This is a genomic window from Pedobacter cryoconitis (genome assembly GCF_003259615.1).
Taxonomy (GTDB): domain Bacteria; phylum Bacteroidota; class Bacteroidia; order Sphingobacteriales; family Sphingobacteriaceae; genus Pedobacter; species Pedobacter cryoconitis.
Window position 1 is genome coordinate 20405 of sequence record NZ_QLLR01000012.1, and the last position, 25912, is coordinate 46316.

Genomic DNA, 25912 nt, shown 5'->3' on the forward strand with positions numbered 1-25912 from the left:
ACAAATAACAGGAACGTGTTCATTTTTTGGCAAAAAGTGAACACGTTCCTGTTATTTGTCCAGCAGGTTGTTATTTACCTAACAATGCTTTTGCTTTCGCTACCACATTATCAATCGTGAAACCGAATACTTTGTAAAGCTCTTCTGCAGGAGCAGATTCTCCGAAAGTGTGCATAGCAATAATATCTCCTTCGTCAGTTACATATTTATGCCATCCTAATGGAGAACCAGTTTCTACAGCTAAACGTTTACGAATAGCTTTCGGAAAAACCTTTTCTTTATAAGCAGCATCTTGTTTTTCGAAAAGCTCCCATGATGGCATACTTACTACGCGGGCAGCAATTCCTTCTTCTTTTAGTTTCGCCTGTGCGTCCAGAATTAAAGCAACTTCCGAACCGGTTGCAATCAGGATAAGTTCTGTTGTACCTTCAGCTTCAGAAAGCACATAAGCTCCTTTTTCAAGGTTTTCTGCTTTGCCATATTTCTCCTGATCTAATACAGGTAAGCCTTGTCTGGTAAAGACTAACGCAACCGGTCCGTCTTTATGCTCCAGCGCTACTCTCCACGCCTGAGCTGTTTCATTTGCATCTGCAGGACGGATTAAAGTGATATTTGGTATAGACCGCAGTGAAATAAGTTGTTCCACCGGCTGATGTGTAGTTCCATCTTCTCCCAAACCGATACTATCATGAGTATATACAAAGATAGGTCTGATTTTCATGATGGCTGCCAAACGGATCGGCGGACGCATATATTCTGAGAACATCAGGAAAGTTGCCCCAAAAGGAATTACCCCCCTGGTTAAAGCCATTCCTACTAAAGCTGAACCCATTGCATGTTCACGGATACCAAAGTGGAAATTACGTCCGGTACGGTCTTCCGGTGTAAAAGAAGTATATTCTTTAAGGTTAGTATCTGTGGACGGGGCCAAATCTGCTGACCCTCCTATTAATCCCGGTAAGCTGGCAGCAATTGCATTCAATACTTTTCCTGAAGCCTGACGGGTTGCCATTTTATCTTTAGAAGGTGCGAATACAGGTAATGATTTTTTCCAGTCTTTTGGTAATTCACCTTTAAATGCCTGTTCGTAGGCTTCCGCAAGTTCAGGATGTGCTACTTTATATTGAGCAAATAACTCATCCCATTTTTCATTGGCCTCTGTTCCTTTTTTACCCGCAGCCTGGTAGAACTCATCAACCTCTGCCGGAACAAAGAATGATTTTTCAGGGTCAAAGCCAAAGAATTCTTTAACCAGTTTAATCTCATCAGCACCCAGCGGAGATCCGTGAGAACCTGAAGTATTCGCTTTATTCGGACTACCGTAAGCGATTTGCGTACGGACTTTAATTAACGACGGACGATGGATTTCTGCTTTAGCATTCCTTACCGCATTGATAATTGCAGTAATATCATTTCCGTCACTTATTTCCTGTACATGCCAGTTATAAGCTTCAAAACGTTTAGTAACATCTTCTGTGAATGCAATATCAGTATCTCCTTCGATAGAGATATGATTGTCATCATATAAATAAATCAGGTTGCCCAGCTCCAAATGCCCCGCTAAAGATGCAGCTTCAGAAGTTACTCCCTCCATCATATCACCATCACTACAGATGGCGTAAATTTTATAGTCAAATAAATCAAATCCCGGTCTGTTAAATCTTGCAGCAAGGTGCTTTTGTGCGATGGCGAAACCAACACCATTTGCAAATCCTTGCCCCAGCGGCCCGGTAGTGACATCTACACCATCGATTAAACCGTATTCAGGGTGACCAGCAGTTTTACTGTTCAGCTGGCGAAAATTCTTAAGATCATCAATAGTTACATTAAAACCAGTAAGGTGCAATAAGCTGTATTGTAACATACAACCATGTCCTGCCGAGAGAATAAATCTATCCCTGTTAGCCCAATCCGGGTTTTTAGGGTTATACTTCATATAATGCGCATACAATACGTGCCCCATTGGTGCGGCCCCCATTGGCATACCAGGGTGTCCGGAGTTGGCTTTCTGTACAGCATCAATTGATAAGGTACGTACAGTATTAATTGCTAATTCTTCAATGTTAAGATTCGAATCCATTTTTAAGTATTTATGGTGATACTTTTACTACGATCGCCAGGCCTGATTTGTTTTAAACAAATTCAATTTTTACAGAACACCGATAAAAGATAAGCGGTATAAAAAAAGGAGCGCTTAATAGCGCCCCTCTCCTCATTCATGGTGTGTATTATCGGAATACTATGGAGTATAGGTTGTAGCCTGTCCACCGTATAGTGCTTTTGATATACTTGATAAGTAAGTGCTTTTATTCGTACCAGTCAGATTATAGTACAGATAAACACCATATCCTTCATTCACAGTTCTGGTCGCATTGGTTGTTGCAGTAGTCACACTGGTCGCCATAATATCAGTTGCAGCAGGGCCTAACTGACTTTTAGTCAAACCAGGAATATTAGGTACAGAATAAGTACCGTAATATGGGTTCCACGCATAGTTCACTTTAGAGCCTACAGTTACCCCATTATAAGATAAGTTAGAGGCAGAAGGGCCGATATTATAGAATGATATAATTTTGTTCGGCATTAACTGGCGAAGCGCAGTAACCAGGTAGACAAAAGAACTTGAATTTGGTTGTCCCGTTCCATTGTTCCCGTATTCTGAGTACTCATCATCAAAGTCAATTCCGTCCAAACCATAAGTCGTTACCGCATTGCTTAATTGTTGTGCAAAATCCTGAGCTGCCGCCTGAGTAGGGAAATTAGCAAAACCAGCACCCTGGTGATTACCCAAAACAGAAAGCATCACTTTGATGCCTTTATCCTGTAACGGCTTAATTTTGGTAGCTTTATTATTCAAAACACTGGTAACTTGTGGATTAAAAAACAACTCCGCTTTTTTTGTCGTGGTGTTATAGTTAATATTGGCGGCGAAGATTATTCCAATATCAAATAATTGTTTGCCATTTGCCAGTTTGTATTTACCAACCTCTAACATATCATTGCTGTTCACCTCAACATAACAAACCCCAACAGGTCCGGCCTGGCCTATGGCATTAGTTTGGTTGGCTGAAAGATTCTGATCAGGAGTTTGATTAACTGGCTGATCCTTTTTACAAGCTGTAGCCATTAAAAGGACAAGACTTACCGAAGTAATTGCAGTCTTCTTTAAGATTGCATTAAAATTTTTGTTCATACTAATTAATTTGGTAGATGATTAATTGTTGTTTAAATATTTGGTTGCTTTTTGATAATATCCGTCAGAATGTTTGATTAGATAAAACGTTTAAGCATAGCTAAGTTAGGAGATTGCTTTGAACAAACCAATAGTCTGATCTTCTTTTATCACAAGTGCGCTATCAGCAATAAAAAAAGTCTTTATCCGCCCGATTTAAACATTTCCTTCCTTCGGATAAATAATTATATTTAGCTAATTATCAACACTATAAGCTAATATGTTTTAGTAATAGCTAAGAATTTACGCACCTCAACAATCAACTCTGCTATGTCAAAAATAATCCCGATTTTATGCTTTGTGCTGCTCTTTCAGACCGCAGCATTTTCAAAAGACTATGTTTTACAGTCACCGGATAAAAAAATCACGATCCATATTTCGGTTGGTAAAAGTATAGCCTGGTCTGTTCTCAAAAATCAGGAAGTGCTGATCAAACCCAGCGCCATGAGTATGGTTTTAAAAGATGGCAGAAACCCCGGCATTATACCTGTTGTCTCTAAAGCAACCACTAAAGCCGTCAATCAGACTATTGTCTCCATCATACCGGTTCGCAACAAGCTGATTCCCGAAGTCTATAACGAACTGAAGCTGCAGATGAAGGGCAACTATGCCGTTGAATTCAGAGCCTATAATGATGGCGTTGCTTACCGTTTTGTAACTGACCTGGGCCCACAGCCGATCGAAGTCAACTATGAAGAAGTAGCTTTCAATTTCCAGGAAAACTGCCAGATCTATCTCCCTAAAGAAAATAATCCCGAATTGCAATCGCATTATGAAGGTGATTTTAAGCCAGCGAAACTTCAGGAAATACCCGCTGAACAATATGGTTATCTGCCCCTTTACGTCGCTACCCCGGCAGGAACTAAAATGGTCATTACAGAAGCCGATCTTCATGACTATCCTAACCTGTTTTTATATGGAACGGGCACACAAACATTAACAGGCCGTTTCCCTAAAGTTATTCTGGAGGCTACCCCAAAGCCAAATTCGGATCGTGCGGAGATCATCGTCAAAAAAGCGGACTATCATGCAAAAACAACCGGAAACAGGACCTTCCCTTGGAGAACGGTTATCATTACTTCTTCGGATAAGGAATTACTGGAAAATGAAATGGTCTACAAACTGGCCCGGCCCAACATACTGACTCAGACAGACTGGATCAAACCGGGTAAAGTAGCCTGGGATTGGTGGAATGACAACAATATTTATGGTGTAAACTTCAAATCGGGTATTAACACTGAAACCTATAAATACTATGTAGATTTTGCTTCCGCTTATGGCCTGGAATATATCATCCTTGATGAAGGCTGGTCAAAAGCAACAACCGACCTGCTGGCTCCAAATCCGCAACTCGACCTGGAGGGGCTGGTTAAATATGCCGCCGCCAAAAAGGTAGGGGTAATTTTATGGGCACTCTGGAAACCACTGGACCAGAACATGGAAGCCATCCTGGATCAATATGTGAAATGGGGCGTGAAAGGAGTAAAAGTTGATTTCATGGCAAGAGCCGACCAGTATATGGTCAATTTCTATGAAAGAGCGGCTCAGGAGACCGCCAGGCGCAAACTATTGCTGGACCTGCATGGAGCCTATAAACCTGTGGGACTTAACCGGGAATATCCTAACGTAATTAATTATGAGGGAGTCAAAGGAATGGAAAATAACAAGTGGGAAGAAACCATTACGCCTGTTCATAATACAACACTCCCTTTTACAAGAATGGTTGCCGGGCCAATGGATTATACACCAGGGGCGATGCTGAACTCGAATAAAGATGAATTCCATGTGAGTATGACTTCCCCGATGAGCAGAGGAACCAGAGCTCATCAGACCTCGATGTATGTGTTGTATGACAGTCCGCTGCAAATGTTATGTGACAATCCTTCCAATTATTTAAGAGAGCCAGTTTATACCCATTATATCGCCCGATTCCCTACCGTTTGGGATAAAACAATTGCGTTGGAAGGTAAAATAGCGGAGTACGCAGTGGTCGCCCGTAAAAATGGGAACAACTGGTATATCGGGGGGATGACCAACTGGGATGCAAGGGGTTTTGATATACCCCTGACTTTCCTGGATGGCAAAAAGTATAAAATTGAAATCCTTCAAGATGGAATTAACGTCGGCAAACATGCTGCCGACTATCAAATCATCAGTAAGGAAGTAACCGCAGGAGAGATCCTGCATATTGATATGGCAGCAGGCGGCGGCTATACCGCAATTCTGACTCCTATCGGTTAGCGTGCAAATCTGCTACAGTTTTAATCAGCGGGGGGCCTAAAAGACGGCTTCCCGTTGCGGTAATCAGGAAATCATCCTCAATCCTTATTCCGCCAAAATCTCTGAACTGTTTCACTTTTTCATAATTAATAAATTGAGCATGCTTATTTTCAGCAGCCCATGAATCTATCAATACAGGTATAAAATATAATCCTGGTTCAACTGTCACGACAAAACCCGGTTCAAGTGCCTTACCTAAACGCAGCGACTTCAATCCGAACTCTTTACTCTTTTTCAATTCAGCTGTATAACCTATATACTCTTCTCCCAGATTTTCCATATCATGCACATCAAGCCCCATCATATGGCCCAGACCACATTGAAAAAACAAAGTATGCGCTCCTTCAGCAACGGCCTGTTCAGGATCACCTTTCATCAGTCCTAAATCAGTAAGTCCGCGTACTAAATGCGTACTGGCCAGCAAATGCACATCTTTATAAAGCACACCCGGCTGAAGCGCTTCGATAGCTTTCAATTGAGCATTTAAAACAACATTATAAACATCCTGCTGCAAAGAAGTGAAAGTTTTACCAACCGGAAAAGTACGTGTTAAGTCTCCTGCATAAAACAGATCATTCTCAGCACCGCAATCACATAAAACCATTTGTCCATCCTTCAGAACAGTATTACTTGCATGATTATGCAGAATCTCACCATTTACCGTAAGGATGCTCGGAAAAGAAAGCTGGCCGCCATTGGCAATAGCGACTGCCTGTAACTGCGCGGCAACTGCATTTTCGGTAACCCCCGGACGTGCAATTTCCTGTGCCTTCAGCTGCATTAGCGTACTGATGGTAATTGCTTTTTCTATTTCCTGTATCTCCTGATCACTCTTAATTGAACGTTGTGCAACGATTGCTTTAATTAACGGTACTGAAGCTTCTCCGGTTAATCCCCAATCTATCAATTTCAAAGAAGTTTCCGCTCTGTAAACCGGAAGAAAATGAACTTTCCTGTTACCAGTCAAAGCATTACCCACCTCAATTTTCTTTCTTGTAAAAGCAACACCCGCCTTTTCCGCCTGAGCTTCTATAGTTTCCAATGCCCCTGTCCATACAATATCATCCACCGTAAGTTCATCCCCGAATAAAATCTCCTGATCGTTATCAATATCAATGATCAAACACAAATCCGGTCTGCTGATCCCTGTAAAATAAAGGAAACAACTATCCTGACGAAAATGATAAGTATTATCCCTGAAATTCATCCCGCTTTCTCCATTTCCTGGCAAAAGGATAATTCCTTCCCCTATATCTGCTTTAAGCTTATTTCTTCTTTCCTGGTAGACTTCTTTGGCGAACATATCTGATTGTTTATAAGATCAAATTTATCAAATAAAAGTTAATCTTTCGCTACTCTCCTGTTACATCAGTCATTTGATAAATTCCCGATAGCTAATTTGAGCAAGTCCGTAATCCTATTCAATAAGGGACATGACCCTAAGTAATTTCAGTATAGACAAATAGCTGCCAAACTGGATCTTTAATACAGTAGTGCTGGGGTTTAAAGTGCCTTTGATACGGGTTTGAAACACCTTGACCCGTATCAGACTCCAAGACAAACTAGCCACAACTCAAGCAGAACCCTCTTTCTCCACCAAACAAGTAACAATCCTCTTGCTCCTCCAACAAGTAACAATCCTCTTGCTCCTCCAACAAGTAACAATCCTCTTGCTCCTCCAAACAAGTAACAATCCTCTTGCTCCACCAAACAAGTAACAATCCTCTTGCTCCACCAAACAAGTAACAATCCTCTTGCTCCACCAAACAAGTAACTATCCTCTTTTTCCTCCAAACAAGTAACTATCCTCTTTTTCCTCCAACAAGTAACTATCCTCTTTCTCCACCAAACAAGCACCCACCACCCCTTTACGCACGTTAAAAACAAGCATAGTATATTTTTGACCTTGTTCCCTTTTCCGGGAACGTCGGCAAAAAGATGCTATGCTTGTTTTTAACGTAACATTAAGACAACACCCTTCCAATATCTTTGCGAAAAACCCCACCCAATGGACCCGATGACTTCCTTAAAACAAGGTGATCAAACCGCAATGGACACCATTTACAAAAAACACTGGGAGCAAGTATTTGACGCTGCCTACAAACGTGTTGGTACAGAAGACATTGCACAAGACATCACCCAGGAAATCTTCATCTCCCTTTGGGAAAAACGAGAAACCCTCGAAATCAGAGAAACCCTTTCCTCTTACCTTTTAACCTGTGTAAAATACCGTGTCATCAACTACTTCAAAGCAAACCTCACTAAAGAAAAATACACAGAAGACCTATACGCTTTAATCGGTAACACGTCCCCCCTGCACCCCGCTAACGAACTGGCAGTCAAAGAAATTCACAAAGAACTTGACCAGGCAATAGCCGAACTTCCGGAACGTATGCGCCAGATCTTTTCCATGAGCAGGAAACAGGAAAAAACAAACAATGAAATCTCTGCAGAACTTAACCTCTCCATACAAACTGTTAAAAACCAACTCACCGCAGCACTAAAAATTATCAGGAAAAGACTCGCCTACCTGACCCTGTTCTTCTTTTAACAAAACCGTAACCTAATCTTAACACCATCACCCGGTACGACTTATCGCTGAAGCTGACTTGTTGGTAGATGGAAGACAAAAGGCTTGCAGAAGATCTGCTGAAAAAATATTTAGACGCTAAAGCGACCCCTAAAGAAATTGAACAGGTTGAAAACTGGTACAATTCCTATGAAGGAAAAAACAAAACATTAAGTCAAAGCCAGAAAGCTGTTATAGAACGCCGGATGTTGATTACCCTGCAACAGCACATCCAGCAGAGGCCTAAAGCTAAAACAGCCATCATCCGTAATAATACTTTTCTTCAAATTGCCGCCTCTACACTCCTAATTTGCAGCATTGGCTTATTCTGGCTGAAAACCAGACCACATCCGCAGCAAAAAACACAGCAGCCCCTATTAATTGCAAGGACTCAGGCAAACGAGAAAAAAACAATTACCTTAACTGATGGCTCAGAAATCACGTTAAACCCATCCAGCAGACTATCCTACCCTGCAAAATTCGCCGCTTCATTCAGGGAAATTTCTTTAGAAGAAGGTGAAGCATTCTTTAAAATCGCTCATGACGAAAAACGTCCTTTCAACGTGCAGTTACCCGGAAAACTTTATACCAAAGTACTCGGCACCTCTTTTACTATCCGCGCATTTAAGGCCTCTAATGCCCTGAATATTTCCGTAAGCACCGGCAAAGTAGCCGTAGGAAATAAAAACCAGGTATTCGGCACGCTGGTCAAAGGTCAGCAAATGACCTATGATAAAAACAAAGAAACAGCAATCATCAGCCAGACACCCGTTCCCGATACCAGGATTGTGTTTGAAGGGATAAACCTCCGTCAGGCGCTGCAAAAACTAGCCTATATCTACTCCATAAAAATTGAACTGAACCCAGCTTCCTTAGGAAATCTTGGCTGTACCGCAACTTTCCACAGCAAGCAAAAACCAGAAGAAATTCTGAATATCATTTGCAGCCTGTACAATCTTAAATATGATACTACCCCAGACCATCAATCATTTAAAATCTATAAACAATGAAACACTGATACAAACGGCAAGCTCAGCTCAGTCACTCCCAAAAATTAATCATTCAATTAACGCGCTAAATCAATCCATTAACAAGATGAAAACACCCTCCTATAAGAGGTTAACAGCCCTTTATAAAGCCATGAAGTATTCTTTATTAATTTTCACGGTCATTTGCACCTTCTGCGGAACACTCTTCGCTTCTGTCACAATGGCTCAGAAATTAGACCGTGCCCTGGTATCGCTCACGATCACCAAAGACAAATCACAACAAGTTATTCTGAAAGAAATAGAAGCCAAAACAGGCCTTCATTTTGTTTACAACCAGGATCAGTTGTCGATCAACAAACAAGCATTGAACGAAACTTTTAAACAAGAGAAAGTAGCAACAGTCTTACATAAGTTAGGGTTTGAATACCTGGAAAAAGGGGACTATGTGATCCTGAAGCAAGCACCTGTTAAAAAAGCAGACCGGACAGTTTCCGGAACAGTAAAAGATTCCACTGGTCTGGCTATGCCGGGCGTGTCGGTAAAAGTATCAGGCACAACTTTAGGAACTACCACAAATGCTGATGGAAAATTCAGTATTTCGGCACCTGAAGAAGCTACGCTGATTTTCTCCATGATTGGTTATAAAACGCAACAAGTAAAAATTGAAGGAAAAGGTACGATCAACATTGTTTTAACAGAAGATAATTCACAATTAAATGAAGTTGTTGTAGTCGGTTACGGTACGCAAAAGAAAATCACTGTCTCGGGAGCAGTAGCAGAAGTATCCTTGGATAAATTAAATTCAAGATCAGTAAACGACATCGGCAGCATCTTACAGGGAAAAGCTCCGGGGGTAGTTGTAGTAAGTGAAAGTGGAGATCCAACTGCCACTGCCAAAGTAAATATCCGCGGACAAGGTGGTATCAATGGAGAGAACCCTTTATATGTAATTGACGGTTCATTGTTTTACGGTACACCAGTCCTGAACCCAAATGACATCGAATCTATTGCTGTACTGAAAGATGGGGCAGCAGCAATTTATGGCGCAAGAGCCTCTGGAGGGGTCATTCTGATCACGACTAAAAAAGGGGCCAACCAGAAGTTAAATATCACTTTTGACGCTAAAGTGGGTACACAAACTGCCTGGAAAAAGCTGAAATCATTAAATGCAAAAGAATTTGCAGACGTGTCAAATCTGGCTGCCGATAATGCAGGTATCCCAAGAAAAGACGCTTTCGATGCCGTAAAATATCCTGACGGACAAATTACCCGTGCAGACTGGGTAGACGAAATTTTCAGAACAGGATTGATCCAGGATTACAATATGGGCATCACTGGTGGAAATGACAAATCAAGCTTCTACCTGAGTTTCAATTACCGCAAAGCAGAAGGAACCTTATTAAATACTTATGGAAACCGTTATAATTTCAGGATCAATTCTGAACACCGCATTAATTCGTGGATGAAAGTTGGAGAGAACTTATTCTACGACTATACCAATGGGAACGGGTCGAATTCTAACGCACCAAACATCAACGGGGCAAATACGAAAAGTGCTTATACAGGAACAATTATTTCCGCTATATTTTATCCTTCAAATGTTGCACCATACACTTCCACAGGAGGGTTTTCAGGCCTGCCTTTAGCTTATGCAGGTGCTTACGGAGATATTATCAACCCCGTAGCTTATTTGCAAAGACTGGATGTCAACAATCCAGTCAATACTATTGTAGCAAATCCTTATGCAGAGCTTGATTTAGCGAAAGGGCTTAAATTCCGTTCCAACCTGTCTTTCACTAAAAGGATTAATGACTCTAAAACCTTTCAGAGCAAGGTTCCTGAAATTGGTAAGATTTTCGACTTTAACCAGCTGACGCAAACTTCCAATACGAGCAATGATCTGTTAGCAGAACAGGTATTGACTTACGACAAGTATTTCGGCTCGCATCACCTCAACGTAATTGGTGGTTTCTCTTATCAAAACAGACATTCAGAATTCCTGTCTGTTTTTGCACAAGGTTTTGATGACGAATCCCCAAAATACCGTTACATGGTCAATGCTTCCAAGCCTTTCTTACCTGAAAGTAATGTATCCAATGAAACATTGACTTCATTCTTCGCCCGTGCAAATTATGATTACAAAAGCAAATACCTGCTTTCTTTAATCGGAAGAAGGGATGGGACTTCTTTGGTCGCTCCACAAAATCGTTTTGCTAATTATTACTCTGCATCTGCAGGATGGGTAATTAACAGAGAGGATTTTCTGAGCAAAGCAGACTGGATCAGCAATTTAAAAATCAGAGCTAGTTACGGTCTTTTGGGTAACCTGGCCAGTGTAACCAGCCAGGCGGTGAACCCTACCCTTTCTAAAACAACCATCTATATGGGTCAGAACCCAGGACAACTGTTAGGCTATTATGAAAATGTATTGTCTAATCCTGATTTAACGTGGGCAAAATCTAAACAAACCAATATCGGCCTTGACTTTGGTATTTTTAAAAACAGGCTAAACCTGGTTGCCGATTATTTCATTAAGGATACGAAGGATATGTTAATCTATCAGCCCTTATCCGGAACTACTGGTGTGGATGGGCAATGGAAAAATGGCGGTTTATCCAGAGATAAAGGAATTGAGGTCGGCCTGAATTATAACAATCAGCCTGAAGCAGCCTTCCAGTACAGTATTAATGCAACCTTCACTAAAATGAACAACAACCTGGTTTCTTTGCCAGCAGGTTTAACAAGTCAGGCGGTAGATTTTAATGTGCGTGGTACGCTTACCCCTGTTCGTTTACAAGTTGGAGAGCCTTTATATTCTTACTATGTGGTACAAACAGCAGGAATTTTCCAATCGGATGCGGAGGCTAAAAACTATAAAAATTCGAGCGGAAATATGATTCAGCCTAATGCTAAAGCTGGAGATTTTCGTTTCGTAGATAGCAATAATGATGGTAAAATTGATAACAATGACCGGGTTTTCAGAGGCAGTGCTTATCCTGATTTCTCTTATGGATTTAGTTTCAATGCGAGTTACAAAGGATTTGATCTTAACTTATTTGCACAAGGTGTAAAAGGGAACAAGTTATTTAACGCGTTAAAATACACAGGACTGAACGCAGGAAGTGGCCAGAACTACAATTTACTGAAAGGTGTATTAGATGCGTGGAGCCCAACCAATACAGGGAGCAGCCTGCCACGTATATCGGCAAGTGATGCGAACGGGAACTTCTCTACTACATCAGATTTCTACCTGGAAAGCGGCTCTTATTTAAGATTAAAGAGCGCAACCATAGGTTATACCTTCCCTAAAGACCTTTTAAAATTAGCCAGAATAAGTAATCTGCGCCTTTACGTGACTTCTAATAACCTGTTTACGATTACCAAATATTCTGGTTTCGATCCTGAAGTGGGAATGGATCAGTATGGTGTAGACGTAGGCCGTTATCCACAAGCAAGAACTTTCCTGTTTGGTGCAAGTCTGAATTTTTAACGCGTATTTAATCAACAAAAATGAAAAAGAATTTACTTCACATATTGATAGCTGGTTTAGCCATTGTTACCATCAGCTCTTGTAAAAAACAATTAGATATTACCCCTGAAGGTGCTCCCTCGAAAGGAAACTTCTGGAAAACCAGTACTGATGCGGTGAAAGGTGCCAATGCGATGTACGAATTATACGACGATGAGAACTTTTACGGCCGTGGTTTCTTCTGGTTCATCAACGCCAGTGATGACATGGTTACCGGACGTGTAAAAGCGCAGGGCGATAATGTAAGAGACTTCAACTCTGCTTATATTGGTGGAGATTACACCGAAGGACAATGGAAAATGAGATATGCAACTATTAAAAGGGCAAATGATGTGATTCGTTATGTGCCTTCGATTGATATGGATGCGGCTTTGAAAAAGAGATTGATTGGTGAGGCATATTTTACCAGTGGTTATATGTATTTCCAGTTAGCTTCCAATTATGGTAATGCGAAAGCAGGAGTACCCCTGGTAACCAGGGCCAATATGGATGATCCTAACCCGACACCAAGGGCAGCAAATGTGAATTTGAACTATGATTACCTGATCAGCGAATTACAACAGGCTGCGAATTACCTTCCTTATTTTGATCAGCTGGGTGCCGCAGATTATGGCCGTCCGCATAAAGTAGCTGCCTGGGCAGTATTGTCTAAAGCCTTCTTATATAAAAAAGATTATCCTAACGCAGAAAAATATGCAGATTCTGTAATCAATTTCGGTAAACGTGACCTGATGCCCAATTTTGCCGATGTATTTAAAGCACCAAATAACTGGGGGCCTGAATATATCTGGTCGGCTGTTTCTACGCCTGCTGGCGCGGGTGGCTGGGGAAGTATTCTTCCGGGTGTAATGCTTGAAAATAAAGGCTGGGGGAAATACAATGGCTGGGGTTATTATGTCCCTACCAAAGAATTATATGATTCTTATCAAACAGGTGACATCCGCCGTGAGGCAACGATTTTAAAACCGGGAGATCACTTTATGTTCTTCGGGGAGGAAAATGTTTATGCTTCTGTCAATAGTTTATCTGGCTTCCAGTTCAGGAAATATATGGACCCGTTCAGTTTTGCAGATCCGGTAGGGAAACATATCAGTCCAAGTGGTGACCACCCGACAACAGACTTAAACCTGCCATTACTGCGTTTTGCGGAAGTGTTATTGATCAAAGCAGAAGCAGCGATCATGCAGCGCGGTGCTGGTGCAGGAGATACAGAATTAAACAGAATCCGGGTAAGGGCAAAACTTGCGGCTGTAAGTGGAATGACGCTAACAGACCTGAAAAGAGAACGCCGGAGTGAACTGGCAGGTGAATGGGCAGACAGACACCGCGATATGGTACGCTGGGGCGATGCAGAAGCTGCTTATGCACAACCTGCTCATGGATTCAGCGGAGCAACGGTATGGCCTGCAAGAAAGTTCAATCCCCAGGTAAACGATGTCTGGGCAGTTCCACAAAAAGAAATTGATAATAGTGGCGGTGTAATTAAACAAAACGCCGGCTGGTAAATAAATTTAAACTCATGAAGAAACTACTTTGCGCTACTGCCTTTACCTTATTTTCATTAGCGGCCATTGCACAGACACCGCTATCATTTAATTCAGGGCATAGCCACAATGATTATAAACAGGATATACCTTTGCTGCGCGCTTATTACGCAGGAATGGGCTCTATTGAAGCTGATGTTTTTTTGAAGGATGGCCAGCTGTTCGTGGCTCATGAATTAAAGGAGATTAAGCCGGGAGCAACACTTTTGAAACAATATCTGGAGCCTTTATACCGGTTGTATAAGGAAAACGGAAATCATCCTTATGCGAATCATCAGTTAAAATTGCAATTGGTAATTGATATTAAGGAAGATTACCAGCATGTTTTACCGCAGCTGCTGAAAGAGCTTAAACCTTTTCAGGATATGGTAAACAAACCGATTAATCCGGATGCGGTAAGTATTGTAATCAGCGGGGATGTACCAGCACCTGAAAACTTTAAAAATTATCCTGCTTTGATTTCTTTTGACGGCCGCCCGGCTACGGTTTATACCGACGAGCAGCTGGAACGAATAGCAATGATCAGCGATGATATAAAGCATTATACGGTTTGGAATGGCAAAGGAACGCCGACAAAAATTGATGAGGACAAGCTTTTAAAGGTGATCCATGCAGCACATCAGCAGAATAAGCCTTTCCGTTTCTGGGCAACACAGGACAGTCCGAATACCTGGTTAGAACTGGAGAAATTCGGAGTAGACTGGATCAATACGGATGCGCCCGAGCATTTGCGTGATTTTTATTTACGGAAAGATAAACTGACTTATACAAATTCTGTTGCCTATCCTGTTTATCAACCAACTTATCAAGCTGATGGTTCAGCTAAAAAGGTGAAAAACGTGATTCTGCTGATTGGCGATGGAATGGGCTTAGCTCAGATCCATGCGGGCTGGATTGCGAATCATGGCAACCTGAATATTACGATGATCCGCAATAGTGGTTTTTCTCAGACTGCGGCTTCTAATTCTGGAAATACGGATTCTGCGGCTGGCGGATCGGCAATTGCTATGGGTGAGAAAACAAATAACCGCTATATCGGTATGGGCCCTGACGACAAGAAACGTACAAACCTGGTAGATACTTTGGCTGGTTATGGTTTAAAAAGCGGGATTATCAGTGCAGGCGATATTACGGATGCTACGCCTGCTGTATTTTATGCGCATCAGTTAGACCGTTCTTATAGTGAAGCGATAGCGAAAGATTTCCTGGATAGCCATGTAGATATTTTAGTGGGTTCTAATCAAAAGAGCTTCCTGCAAAATCCGGATACTGATTTAATGAAAAAACTGGAAGGTAAAGGTTATACTTTGAGCAGATCGGTGGAAGATTTCAAACAAAAAAGCAGTGGTAAGCAATTGGTTTTATTACCAGATTCCACAACACGTCCGGTAAAAGATGGCAGAGGAGATATGCTAACGCAATCTTTGAAACATACTATCAAGTTATTATCAGCTAATAAAAAGGGTTTCTTTATCATGACTGAAGGTGCCCAGATTGATTATGGCGGCCACGTCAATGATTTAAAGTATGTAGTCACTGAGCTTCATGATTTTGATAAGACAGTAGGCGAGGCTTTACGTTTTGCTGACCGGGATGGGGAAACACTGGTTTTAATTACTGCAGATCATGAAACCGGAGGACTGACTTTACTGGATGCTTCAGCTGCCGAAGGCAGGATTCAGGGAGAGTTTAGCACGAATGACCATACCAATATCATGGTGCCTGTTTATGCTTATGGGCCACATTCAGGAGATTTTACAGGAACTTATCCGAATAATGAGATTTTTAAAAAGATTATGAAATTGTTTACGGGTAAATAATATGTTCTATTTATAACTATAAAAAGCGGCTGTATCTTAAGTGATACGACCGCTTTTATGCTTAAGATTTTTCATATTTTAGCATCCACAATAAGATTAATCAAAAACCTATAATTGATATGTTGAAAAGAATTCTATTTCTTACTATTGGAATTGGTGCAGGCTTATGCGTACAAGCTCAGCAAAGCCCTTTAAAAACTATTAAAGTTAATGCGGCCACTGTGGTTAAAAGCCAGGGGAAAACCGGAACCTGCTGGGATTACTCGGCCACCTCATTAGTTGAATCAGAAAGTCTGCGTAAAGGACTCGGCGAATTTAATCTCTCAGAAATGTACATTGCGCGCAACATCTATGTAGAAAAAGCGAAGAACTATATCTTGCGTCAGGGTAAAGCGCAATTCAGTGAAGGCGGCCTCGGGCATGACCTGGTGCGTGGTATTTCACTTTACGGCGCTATGCCACAAGAAGCTTTTCAAGGTGTTACCGGTGAAATCCCTAACCATTCGGGCTTGATGGATACCTTAAAAACATACCTTGATGAAGTCCTTAAAAACCGTCCTGTTGCAGCAAACTGGCAACAAGGCTTTGAGAAAATCCTGAATGAAAAAGTAGGTAATCCACCCGCTAATTTTGACTATAAAGGAAAGAACTATACCGCAAAAACCTTTGCTAAAGACGTACTGAAATTTGATGCAAATGATTATATAAGCGTTACTTCATTTACCCACCATCCTTATTATTCACAGTTCATTTTAGAAGTTCCTGATAATTTTGCAAACGGTTCTTTTTATAACCTGCCATTAGAGGAAATGATCGGACTGACCAAAACAGCTTTAAAAGAAGGTTATACAGTGACATGGGATGCCGATGTGAGCAACAAAAACTTCCAGCAGAAAAAAGGTTATGCGATTTTATTTGCGGATACCACTGATGCAAATGCAGCTGTTCTTAACCCAACAGTAAAAGAACTGGCTTATTCTCCGGAATTACGTCAGCAGTTATATGAGAACTTAACTACTAACGATGATCATTTAATGCACCTGATTGGTTTAGAGCAGGCAGCGGATGGAAAATCCTTCTTTAAAGTTAAAAATTCATGGGGTGAAGTAGGCCCATTCAAAGGATACCTGGAAGTCTCAGAACCTTATTTTGCGATTAATACAGTGAGTTTAGTCTTGCCAAAAGCTGCACTGACTAAAGAATTGAAGAAAAAACTAGGCTTGTAAGCTAATTCTATATGATAAATGCGGTTGTATCTTAAAAGATACAGCCGCTTTTTTATAGTAGTAGAATTCAAATTCCTAATCTTTCACAGGTTCTGCAGCTTCCACTGGTGCTTCCGGATCTAATTCAACACATCCTTCTTTATCTTTTCTTGCAAAAAGTATAGGGTAAAGAAAAAGAAGAGCACTCAGCATCAGGAATAATCCCGAAGCCTCCAATACATATTTACTCCATGCTACCTCATTAGCACCCAGAATCAAATAAGTGACAAGAGCGATTATAGCTAGGATCAAGGCAAGTACCGCCTTCTGAAGTTTCATTACTTTAATCATGACTTTTTCTGAGATTGTTATTGTTAATTTATATGATTTACAGCGCTAAAAATCCGTTTGATATATTTTTATCCTCCGGATTAAAATCGTTTTAAAATATCAGCATCAAAAACCAAACCAATTTAAGTTTTTGAAGATCAATGTATTTCCTGAATACCTACCTTTTTTTAATTCTTAATCCTTAACTTTGCATCCTCATTTTTTTAAGATACTGGATTGATGTATAGGGAATTTAAACAATTAGAACTACCTAAGATAGGCGAAGAGATACTAGAGTTTTGGAAGGCAGAAAATATATTTGAAAAAAGTATTTCTACCCGTTCAAAAGCTAACCCATTTACTTTTTATGAAGGCCCGCCTTCAGCTAACGGCATGCCTGGTATTCACCACGTCATGGCTCGTGCTATTAAAGATATTTTCTGTCGTTATAAAACTCTTAAAGGTTTCCAGGTGAAACGTAAAGGTGGCTGGGATACGCATGGTTTGCCTATTGAGCTTGCTGTAGAGAAGAAACTGGGTATCACAAAAGTTGACATCGGAATCAAAATTACGGTGGAAGAATACAATGCAGCCTGCCGTGAAGAAGTAATGCGTTATACCGATATATGGAATGACCTGACGAAAAAAATGGGCTATTGGGTAGATCTGGAGAAACCTTATATCACCTACGAAAACGAATATATTGAGTCTCTTTGGTGGATATTGAAAACCTTTTATGACAAAGGGCTTTTATACAAAGGATATACCGTACAACCCTACTCTCCTGCTGCAGGAACAGGTTTAAGTTCTCATGAACTGAACCAGCCAGGTACGTACAAAATGTTAAAAGATACTTCGATCACTGCGCAGTTCGCTATCAAAAGAGAGCAGCAGCACCCGGCGATGTCTTCTATATTTGAAAATGATACAGAAGATACTTCTTTTATCGCCTGGACAACTACACCATGGACTTTACCGTCTAACGGTGCACTGGCGGTTGGCGCAAAGATCAATTATGTAAAAGTTAAAACTTTCAATCAATATACTTTCTTACCGGTCAGTGTAATATTAGCGAAGGATTTAGTCGGGAAACACTTTAAAGCTGAAGCAAAAGATACTTCTTTTGAAGACTATAAAGGTGGTGATAAACTGATTCCGTGGACAATCACGGCCGAGTTTACAGGTAAAGATCTGGTTGGTGTGGTTTATCATCAGCTGATGCCTTATGTAACAAACGCTGAATTAGAAGCTAAAGCTTTCCGTGTAATCCCTGCTGACTATGTAACTACTGAAGATGGTACGGGTATCGTGCATCTTGCAGCTGTATTTGGGGCAGACGATTTTCGTGTTGTCAAAGAGAACGACATGCCATATGTAATGGTGAAAGATGAACAGGGCAACGAACTTCCGCTAGTTAACAAACAAGGTAAATTCGTTGACGAGGTTACTGATTTCGCTGGTTATTATGTGAAAGAAGAATATTATAGTGATGAGGAACGTAAAGCTCCTGATTTCAAGCCGACAGACGTGCTGATCGCTATTAAACTGAAAGAAGAGAACAAAGCGTTTGACGTTAAAAAATACGAACACAGTTATCCGCATTGCTGGAGAACTGATAAGCCTATTTTATACTATCCGCTGGATAGCTGGTTTATCAAAACTACAGCTGTAAAAGATAAAATGGTAGCCTTGAACAAGACGATCAACTGGAAGCCGGAAGCTACAGGAACAGGCCGTTTTGGTAACTGGCTTGAAAACCTGGTAGACTGGAATTTATCACGCTCCCGCTATTGGGGAACTCCTTTACCGATCTGGAGAACTCAGGATGGTACGGAAGAAAAATGTATTGGCTCTATCGCAGAACTGAATGCAGAGATCAAAAAGTCTGTGGAAGCTGGTTTTATGGAAGCTGCTTTTGAATTGAAAGATATGCACCGTCCTTTTGTGGATGATGTGATCCTGACTTCTTCAAAAGGAGAGAAAATGACCCGTGAACTGGACCTGATCGATGTATGGTTTGATAGTGGCGCGATGCCTTATGCGCAATGGCATTATCCTTTTGAAAACCAGGAAGAGTTTGAGAATGCTTACCCGGCAGATTTTATTGCTGAAGGTGTAGATCAGACCCGCGGATGGTTCTTTACGTTACATGCAATTGCGGTAATGTTAAGCGAAACCAGCGAAGAGATCAAAGCAGTAAATGAGCGTATCGGCAATAAAGGCATTGCTTATAAAAATGTCGTTTCCAATGGATTGGTACTGGATAAAAACGGTAACAAAATGTCTAAACGTTTAGGCAATGGCGTTGATCCTTTCCATACGATTGATACTTACAGTGCTGATGCAACCAGATGGTATATGATCAGCAATGCTTCTCCATGGGACAACCTGAAGTTCAGTACTGAAGGCCTGGATGAGGTTAGACGTAAGTTCTTTGGTACGTTATACAATACTTATGCTTTCTTCGCCTTATACGCGAACATTGATAAGTTTGAGATCGATGAAGAAAATGAAACGCCTGTAAAGGATCGTTCTGAGCTTGACAGATGGATTTTATCGCTGTTACAGAACCTGATCAACGAGGTGGATGATAGTTATAATACTTATGAGCCTACTAAAGCAGCGAGAGCTATTCAGACTTTTGTAGATGAGCATTTAAGTAACTGGTATATCCGTTTATCACGCCGCCGCTTCTGGAAGGGTGAAATGACTGCGGATAAAAAGGCTGCTTATGAGACTTTGTATACTTGTTTAATGAGTGTATCTCAGTTAATGTCTCCGGTTGCACCTTTCTTCGCGGATTGGTTATACCAAAACTTATCAGTTAATAAAAAGACTGCTGAACAATCAGTGCATCTGAGCTTGTGGAAAGAGGGTGATACTTCACTGATCGACACAGAATTGAACGAGCGAATGGAGCTTGCACAGAATATTTCTTCGATGGCGCTTTCGTTAAGGAAGAAATCAAGCATCAATGTGCGTCAGCCGCTGGCTAAGATTTTACTGCCTGTTCTGGACAAAACTTTCCAGGAAAGAATAGAACTGGTGAAGGAAATCATCTTATCTGAGACTAATATCAAGGATATTGAATACATCACTGACACTGCTGGTTTCATCAAGAAAAAGATCAAGCCTAATTTCAAAGCTCTGGGCCCAAAGGTGGGTAAGGACATGAAATCGGTAGCTGAAACAATTAGTGGGATGAGTGCGGAAGATTTAAGCAAATTTGAAGCTGAAGGTTCTTATCTTGTACCGGGTACCAGCTATGTAATTTTACTGGAAGACGTGGAAATCATTGCGGAAGACATTCCTGGATGGCAGGTAACAAATATCGGAAACCTTACGGTTGCCCTGGATGTTACGATAACCGACGTATTGAAAGAGGAAGGTTTATCGCGTGAGCTGATCAACAGAATCCAGAATTTAAGAAAAGAGCTTAATTTCGAAGTGACTGATCGCATTACCGTGAGTTTACAAAACGATAATTTGATCGCCGCAGCGGTAGCACAGAATAAAGCATACATTTGCGCTGAAATATTAGCGGATGATATTAATTTGATAACTAATTTAGATAAAGGAAACACAATCGTAATCGATGAGGTTGAATTACTGATTTCGATTGCAAAACAATAATTAACATGGAAAAACCTACAAAAACCCGTTACTCAGATAACGAGCTACAAGAATTTAAAGAACTAATCCAGGATAAACTGCGTATGGCGAGAGAGGAATTTCTCAACTTAACGAATTCTTTGAGCAGTCCGAATTCTAATGGTACAGAAGATACTTCTGGTACTTACAAGACTTTGGAAGATGGTTCGGCCACTTTGGAGAAAGAGCAATTAAATCAATTAGCTGCACGTCAGAAAAAATTCATTGAGAATTTAGAAGCTGCTTTAGTACGTATTGAAAACAAAACTTATGGTATTTGCCGCGAAACTGGTAAATTAATCCAAAAAGAACGTTTACGTGCTGTACCTCATGCAACTTTAAGCATGGAAGCCAAATTGAAACAAGCATAATGAAAGGCTATTCTAAACCTTTGCTGGTTATCTTCCTGGTCCTTTTAGTGGATCAGGTATTGAAGACCTGGATTAAAACTAATATGTATGTGGGTCAGGAATTCAAAATTATTGGCAACTGGTTCATTATACATTTTACGGAGAACAATGGAATGGCCTTCGGAATGGAGTTTGGTGGTGAATTCGGGAAACTGGCTTTATCATTATTCAGAATTGCTGCAGTAGCGGCAATTGGTTATGGTCTGCATCACCTGATCAAGCATAAGTATCACAGAGGACTTGTCCTGAATGTAGCGCTGATTTTTGCAGGTGCATTGGGCAATATCATTGACTCTGTAGCTTATGGCAAGATATATGGCTATTCTACACTGTTTCATGGCCGTGTAGTGGATATGTTTTACTTTCCGATACTGGAAGGCATCTTCCCTAAATGGGTGCCTGTATGGGGCGGAGAAGACTACATTTTCTTCAGACCGGTGTTCAACGTTGCAGATGCTGCCATATCTGTCGGGGTAATCGCTATTCTGATCTTCCAGAAAAAGTATTTTAAGGAAGAGGTAAAGGAAGAGATCGGACCGAATAATGAGGTCGTTGAAGATTAAATACTTTTAAACTAATTGAAAGGCTTTCCTGAAAGGGGAAGCCTTTTTTTTGATTTATCACACATTGCTGGAGATTAAAAAGGCATTGCTCTTGAAAGATGGAATCAGGTTGAAAAGGTATTTTGTTTGGTGGTTGGTTGGAGAAAGAAAACAGAAAGAAAGATCAGGTGAATAGCTGGATGTTTTAGAGGTGTTAAAAAAGACGTTTATGGATTTCGTCCAGGTCTTCGGAGTTTGAGGCGTTTGGATGTTGTTTCCAATAGTCCAGGCCTTTTTGCAATGCCTGAAGGGATTTTTCGGGGTTACCGGCAAGCTGAAAGAAATCACTGGCTTTGTGGTGGCCGCTGTTTTTTGAGAGCAAGTTATTGGCAGCATTTTCCCAGTCAGAGAAATGGTTCAGGGCAGGTATTCCAATGTTAAGGATGTTGTTCTTTAGCATAGTCAATACTTCTGGCCTTTGCGTTTCTTCAATGATTTGGAAATGATATTCTTGTTGGTTATTGATTAACGGGAATTCCCAGTTTTCGATATTCCAATCCGGTTCGGTAAATAAGTGGTCATTCAGGGGCTTTGTTCCGTACTTGGCTCTGTACCACCTGGAGTATGCTTTTGAAGTTATGCTCCATATTGTCCAGAATTCTGCTGATATACCGGTTTCGTTGTGGCGGTTAAGCTGGAAGGTAATGGTCTGGGTGAAATCACCGGAGTTTCTTTTGAAAGTTAGGGGATTTTTGGAAAATGTAAATCCGGATTGGGTTAAGGGTTCCAGCAGAGTTGCTGTGATACTTGCCGTGATTAATTCTCTGGGGGCCGGTTGTCTGGTATTTTCCAATGTTATTCTTGTATTTATTGATTCAAGGTAAAGAATAATAATTAATTGTGAATCTTTTTCCGGAGTATGGAATAAGTAAAAGCAGCGTGGTGATGATATAAAGACCTCTGATTTACAGTGGATTTTTATGAACAAAATAAATAAAGGCGGGCTGGGGGAATATTCTTAATTTGCAGGAAATTATAATTCTTCCATTATTATTATGGAATCGGCATGGTTTTTACATCTAATCTGTAAATACACACAAATTGAAAATTATTATGAGAAAGTTATTCGTCTTTGCCTTTGTTACTTTAATCAGTGTTAGTGCTATGGCTCAACAAGTAGATTTACGCAAAAAGATCACCGTTAGCGGAACAGCCGAAACGGAAGTTACCCCGGATATTATTTATTTGAGCATTTCGCTGAAAGAGTATCTGAAAGATGGTAACAGCAAGAAAAAAGTGGAGATTACTGATTTAGAGAACCAGTTATATAAAGCTATTCAGGCTGCTGGTATTCCTAAGGAAAATTTAATGATCAATAGCTTATCAAGTTTCAATACTGCACCAGAGAAAAAGAAAAATCCTGATTTCTTAGTAAGCAAACAATATCGTTTGAAGGTTACTGATCTGAACAAATGGAATGAAATCATTGGTTCGGTAGATCCTAAGGGAGTAGCCTATACTAATATTGATAGTTATGATTATTCTAAAATTGAAGCTTTAAAGAAAGATTTAAAAATTAAAGCGTTACAGGCTGCTAAAACAAAAGCGACTTACCTGGTTGAGGCTTTAGGCAATCAATTGGGTAGCGTAATTGATATTCAGGAACAAGGTAATGAGAACTTCCCTGTTTACCGTGCAAGCGGAATGATGATGAAGTCTGCTATGGCTGAAGACGCTGGCGGTTCTGCACCGGAAATCGACTTCAAAAAGATTAAACTAAGCTATGTAATGAATACTGTTTTCGAAATTAAATAGTGACTATTACTGTATACAGTATCTTAAAATCTGACTACCTATTTATTGTTTTTTAATTGTTGTCGATTCAGATAATACATTAATAATCATCTATTCAGGAATAGACGGGAAACCTACCAACATTTTGGTAGGTTTTTTGTTATAAGTTGAGTCTGTCAATAACCACACAATTTAAATTATAACCATGAAAAAATTAATCTACTCATTCTTGTTAATCTTCGTTGTAGGATTAAGTGTTAACACAGTATCTGCTGCCACAGTTAAGGACAAAGTTGAAATGACTACTGAGCAAAAAGTTCAGTTAGAAAGAATCACTAACCGTGTGGAAGAAATTAAAGCGATGGACAAATCTAATTTGTCAAGAGCTGAGAAAAAAGAATTGCGCAAAGAGTTAAGAACGATGAAAAAAGAAGCCCGTGCTATGGGTGGAGGTGTTTATCTTTCTGTTGGTGCAATTATTATCATTATCTTATTATTGATCCTGATTTTATAATCAAATCAAGGTTAACTTTAATAAAATCGGGTATTTCTTTATTGAAATACCCGATTTTTTATTTGCTGCTCCCTGGTTTTTATACTCCACACCGCTTTTTATAATTGTTCTTGCTGCGCTGAAGTTTGCGGGATCATCAAACGGATTTTTATCCCAGATAATTAAATCTGCCTGTTTGTCTTTTTCAACAGTGCCCACCTGACCGGCAATTCCTATAGCCTCTGCCCCATTGTAAGTGGCTATTTTAAAAACATCAGCTATTGAAAATCCATATTCTGTCATAATAATCAGTTCAGAAATCAGGGATTTTCCACCGTTAACCCCATCAGTACCAATACGCAGCTTAATTCCTTTGTCACTCATCAGCTTTGCATATTTCATCAATATAGCAAAGTTGTCTTTGCATCGTTTGAGCTGTACTGCGGTCAGAAGCTTATCGGCAGGCTGTGTAAAGTAAGTAGGCTGAAATTGTTCGTACATCCTTTGTATAGTGGTAGAAAAGGTAGCATGCTGGCTGGCAAGGCTATCTATTAAGACTTCCATTTTATGTTTTTCATGCTGATCGATATAGCTGAATGCTTCCAGGAACATTTCCAGCACTTTGGACTCTGTGTCTGCCGGACCGTAGTTCGAAGTAAATTCTTTTTCAAATTGCCTGTATTCCTTTTCTGTCAGAATACCTGTCCCCAATGTCACAAGGTGTTCATAGTTGGTGAGGCCCATTTTCAAAGCTTGCATTATATGCAGGTGATGTGTACCAAAATCTCCGATATGGCCATAAGTTATCATTCCAAGACTATCAGCTGTCTTTAAAACAGCTTCGGCTTCAGGTTTTCTTATGCGGTAATATAATTTGATATGTTTAATACCCAACCTGTGATATTCGAGTATTTTAGCTTTGGCTTTCGCCGGATTTTCCAGTTCTGCATGCCCGATATAGGGCGTTCGTTCTTCATCAGAAATTAAAGCAGCCCCACTCGTATAAAAGTCGGTGTACTGAGGATCAGGATGTTTTTGCCAGTCAAGAATCGGCGTTAACCACTTTTCAGGCTGGCCTAATATTAAAGCTGTAGTAGTACCATAAGGCAGATATGCGTCTGATAGTTTACGGTGCAGATATCCCAGGGAGTCCAGCGCCAGAAATTCAGGGGCCTTATCGTAATCTCCAAAAACATCTGTAGGATGTATATGTGTATCGATAAAACCAGGTGTAACTAATCTGCCTTTAGCATTGATATTCTTTTTTCCGGCAATTTCTTTCGAAGTATGGATTATATCCACAATTTTTCCAGCATTGATCAGCAGCGTTTGATCATTTAATACTTTTCCTGATTTAACGTCTAATACTTTCGCATGGCTGATCACCAGCTCATATTTACCGGATTGGCTCCGGGCCGATAAAGCGAGCGCGATCAGAATCAGCGAAAACGATAATTTCATACTCAAATATAGCTTAACAAATGCAAAAAGCCGCCTCATCATTTAAGATAAAGCGGCTTTTTA

General features: G+C 40.4%; 18 protein-coding genes. 12 read left to right on the plus strand and 6 right to left on the minus strand.

The genetic code is table 11. The features are described from left to right. Nucleotides 1-70 precede the first annotated feature (70 nt). Both tkt and LY11_RS13215 read right to left on the minus strand, forming a co-directional pair. Nucleotides 71-2080, minus strand: a complete 2010-nt coding sequence (gene tkt / locus LY11_RS13210; protein WP_111634149.1) for a transketolase — start codon at nucleotides 2078-2080, stop codon at nucleotides 71-73. 159 nt (nucleotides 2081-2239) lie between these two features. Beyond that, entirely contained in the window at nucleotides 2240-3193 is a 954-nt protein-coding gene (locus LY11_RS13215; RefSeq protein WP_211321548.1) for an endo-beta-N-acetylglucosaminidase H, read from the minus strand. Nucleotides 3194-3502: 309 nt separating this feature from the next. Here LY11_RS13215 and LY11_RS13220 point away from each other — a divergent pair, with 309 nt between their 5' ends. Next, nucleotides 3503-5473 carry a glycoside hydrolase family 97 protein gene (locus LY11_RS13220; protein ID WP_111634150.1) on the plus strand — a complete coding sequence of 657 codons (1971 nt, stop codon included), beginning with the start codon at nucleotides 3503-3505 and terminating at the stop codon, nucleotides 5471-5473. On the opposite strand, the gene LY11_RS13225 is transcribed toward LY11_RS13220, so the two are convergent. Beyond that, nucleotides 5463-6815 (minus strand): aminopeptidase P family protein, encoded by a 1353-nt coding sequence (locus LY11_RS13225; RefSeq protein WP_111634151.1) that lies wholly within the window; start codon nucleotides 6813-6815, stop codon nucleotides 5463-5465. The two genes, LY11_RS13220 and LY11_RS13225, sit on opposite strands and share 11 nt — an antisense overlap. 705 nt (nucleotides 6816-7520) lie before the next feature. On the opposite strand from LY11_RS13225, the gene LY11_RS13235 reads away from it, so the two are divergent. From LY11_RS13235 to LY11_RS13260, 6 genes are all read left to right on the plus strand, one after another. After that, nucleotides 7521-8063, plus strand: a complete 543-nt coding sequence (locus tag LY11_RS13235) for an RNA polymerase sigma-70 factor (protein WP_111634153.1) — start codon at nucleotides 7521-7523, stop codon at nucleotides 8061-8063. Between the two features lie 68 nt (nucleotides 8064-8131). Further along, on the plus strand, nucleotides 8132-9091 hold the full coding sequence (locus LY11_RS13240) for a FecR family protein (RefSeq protein WP_111634154.1): 960 nt from the start codon (nucleotides 8132-8134) through the stop codon (nucleotides 9089-9091). A gap of 85 nt (nucleotides 9092-9176) precedes the next feature. After that, nucleotides 9177-12560, plus strand: a complete 3384-nt coding sequence (locus LY11_RS13245; RefSeq protein ID WP_245952748.1) for a SusC/RagA family TonB-linked outer membrane protein — start codon at nucleotides 9177-9179, stop codon at nucleotides 12558-12560. Between the two features lie 20 nt (nucleotides 12561-12580). Then, on the plus strand, nucleotides 12581-14104 hold the full coding sequence (locus tag LY11_RS13250; RefSeq protein ID WP_111634155.1) for a RagB/SusD family nutrient uptake outer membrane protein: 1524 nt from the start codon (nucleotides 12581-12583) through the stop codon (nucleotides 14102-14104). Between the two features lie 14 nt (nucleotides 14105-14118). Next, on the plus strand, nucleotides 14119-15963 hold the full coding sequence (locus LY11_RS13255) for an alkaline phosphatase (protein ID WP_245952750.1): 1845 nt from the start codon (nucleotides 14119-14121) through the stop codon (nucleotides 15961-15963). Nucleotides 15964-16082: 119 nt separating this feature from the next. Continuing rightward, nucleotides 16083-17189: a C1 family peptidase gene (locus LY11_RS13260; RefSeq protein ID WP_245952752.1), complete on the plus strand. Its 1107-nt coding sequence runs from the start codon at nucleotides 16083-16085 to the stop codon at nucleotides 17187-17189. A 75-nt stretch (nucleotides 17190-17264) separates the two neighbouring features. Here the strand turns inward: LY11_RS13260 and LY11_RS13265 are convergent, their stop codons facing one another. Beyond that, nucleotides 17265-17507 carry an isoleucyl-tRNA synthetase gene (locus LY11_RS13265; protein ID WP_245952754.1) on the minus strand — a complete coding sequence of 81 codons (243 nt, stop codon included), beginning with the start codon at nucleotides 17505-17507 and terminating at the stop codon, nucleotides 17265-17267. Nucleotides 17508-17738: 231 nt separating this feature from the next. On the opposite strand from LY11_RS13265, the gene ileS reads away from it, so the two are divergent. Genes ileS through LY11_RS13280 form a run of 3 tightly spaced genes read left to right on the plus strand, consistent with a single transcriptional unit; the run spans nucleotide 17739 to nucleotide 22122 of the window. After that, entirely contained in the window at nucleotides 17739-21131 is a 3393-nt protein-coding gene (ileS, locus tag LY11_RS13270) for an isoleucine--tRNA ligase (RefSeq protein WP_111634157.1), read from the plus strand. A gap of 5 nt (nucleotides 21132-21136) precedes the next feature. Continuing rightward, nucleotides 21137-21520: a TraR/DksA family transcriptional regulator gene (locus tag LY11_RS13275; RefSeq protein ID WP_041885291.1), complete on the plus strand. Its 384-nt coding sequence runs from the start codon at nucleotides 21137-21139 to the stop codon at nucleotides 21518-21520. Continuing rightward, nucleotides 21520-22122, plus strand: a complete 603-nt coding sequence (locus LY11_RS13280; protein WP_111634158.1) for a lipoprotein signal peptidase — start codon at nucleotides 21520-21522, stop codon at nucleotides 22120-22122. Before LY11_RS13275 ends, LY11_RS13280 begins: the two co-directional genes overlap by 1 nt. A 193-nt stretch (nucleotides 22123-22315) precedes the next feature. Here the strand turns inward: LY11_RS13280 and LY11_RS13285 are convergent, their stop codons facing one another. After that, the gene (locus tag LY11_RS13285; RefSeq protein ID WP_111634159.1) at nucleotides 22316-22954 is read right to left on the minus strand and encodes a DUF4304 domain-containing protein; all 639 of its coding nucleotides are present in this window, start codon (nucleotides 22952-22954) and stop codon (nucleotides 22316-22318) included. A 260-nt stretch (nucleotides 22955-23214) separates the two neighbouring features. On the opposite strand from LY11_RS13285, the gene LY11_RS13290 reads away from it, so the two are divergent. Beyond that, nucleotides 23215-23916: an SIMPL domain-containing protein gene (locus tag LY11_RS13290; protein WP_111634160.1), complete on the plus strand. Its 702-nt coding sequence runs from the start codon at nucleotides 23215-23217 to the stop codon at nucleotides 23914-23916. Between the two features lie 184 nt (nucleotides 23917-24100). After that, nucleotides 24101-24409, plus strand: a complete 309-nt coding sequence (locus LY11_RS13295; RefSeq protein WP_068403813.1) for a hypothetical protein — start codon at nucleotides 24101-24103, stop codon at nucleotides 24407-24409. Here LY11_RS13295 and LY11_RS13300 read toward each other — a convergent pair whose 3' ends face one another. Beyond that, entirely contained in the window at nucleotides 24410-25849 is a 1440-nt protein-coding gene (locus LY11_RS13300) for an amidohydrolase family protein (RefSeq protein WP_170132680.1), read from the minus strand. Between the last annotated feature and the right edge of the window lie 63 nt (nucleotides 25850-25912).

What these genes read in the sequence shown, in the direction of transcription:
- tkt (WP_111634149.1), bottom strand. Translation starts at nt 2,080, where the DNA reads ATGGATTCGAATCTTAACATTGAAGAATTAGCAATTAATACTGTACGT.
- LY11_RS13215 (WP_211321548.1), bottom strand. Translation starts at nt 3,193, where the DNA reads ATGAACAAAAATTTTAATGCAATCTTAAAGAAGACTGCAATTACTTCG.
- LY11_RS13220 (WP_111634150.1), top strand. Translation starts at nt 3,503, where the DNA reads ATGTCAAAAATAATCCCGATTTTATGCTTTGTGCTGCTCTTTCAGACC.
- LY11_RS13225 (WP_111634151.1), bottom strand. Translation starts at nt 6,815, where the DNA reads ATGTTCGCCAAAGAAGTCTACCAGGAAAGAAGAAATAAGCTTAAAGCA.
- LY11_RS13235 (WP_111634153.1), top strand. Translation starts at nt 7,521, where the DNA reads ATGGACCCGATGACTTCCTTAAAACAAGGTGATCAAACCGCAATGGAC.
- LY11_RS13240 (WP_111634154.1), top strand. Translation starts at nt 8,132, where the DNA reads ATGGAAGACAAAAGGCTTGCAGAAGATCTGCTGAAAAAATATTTAGAC.
- LY11_RS13245 (WP_245952748.1), top strand. Translation starts at nt 9,177, where the DNA reads ATGAAAACACCCTCCTATAAGAGGTTAACAGCCCTTTATAAAGCCATG.
- LY11_RS13250 (WP_111634155.1), top strand. Translation starts at nt 12,581, where the DNA reads ATGAAAAAGAATTTACTTCACATATTGATAGCTGGTTTAGCCATTGTT.
- LY11_RS13255 (WP_245952750.1), top strand. Translation starts at nt 14,119, where the DNA reads ATGAAGAAACTACTTTGCGCTACTGCCTTTACCTTATTTTCATTAGCG.
- LY11_RS13260 (WP_245952752.1), top strand. Translation starts at nt 16,083, where the DNA reads ATGTTGAAAAGAATTCTATTTCTTACTATTGGAATTGGTGCAGGCTTA.
- LY11_RS13265 (WP_245952754.1), bottom strand. Translation starts at nt 17,507, where the DNA reads ATGAAACTTCAGAAGGCGGTACTTGCCTTGATCCTAGCTATAATCGCT.
- ileS (WP_111634157.1), top strand. Translation starts at nt 17,739, where the DNA reads ATGTATAGGGAATTTAAACAATTAGAACTACCTAAGATAGGCGAAGAG.
- LY11_RS13275 (WP_041885291.1), top strand. Translation starts at nt 21,137, where the DNA reads ATGGAAAAACCTACAAAAACCCGTTACTCAGATAACGAGCTACAAGAA.
- LY11_RS13280 (WP_111634158.1), top strand. Translation starts at nt 21,520, where the DNA reads ATGAAAGGCTATTCTAAACCTTTGCTGGTTATCTTCCTGGTCCTTTTA.
- LY11_RS13290 (WP_111634160.1), top strand. Translation starts at nt 23,215, where the DNA reads ATGAGAAAGTTATTCGTCTTTGCCTTTGTTACTTTAATCAGTGTTAGT.
- LY11_RS13295 (WP_068403813.1), top strand. Translation starts at nt 24,101, where the DNA reads ATGAAAAAATTAATCTACTCATTCTTGTTAATCTTCGTTGTAGGATTA.
- LY11_RS13300 (WP_170132680.1), bottom strand. Translation starts at nt 25,849, where the DNA reads ATGAAATTATCGTTTTCGCTGATTCTGATCGCGCTCGCTTTATCGGCC.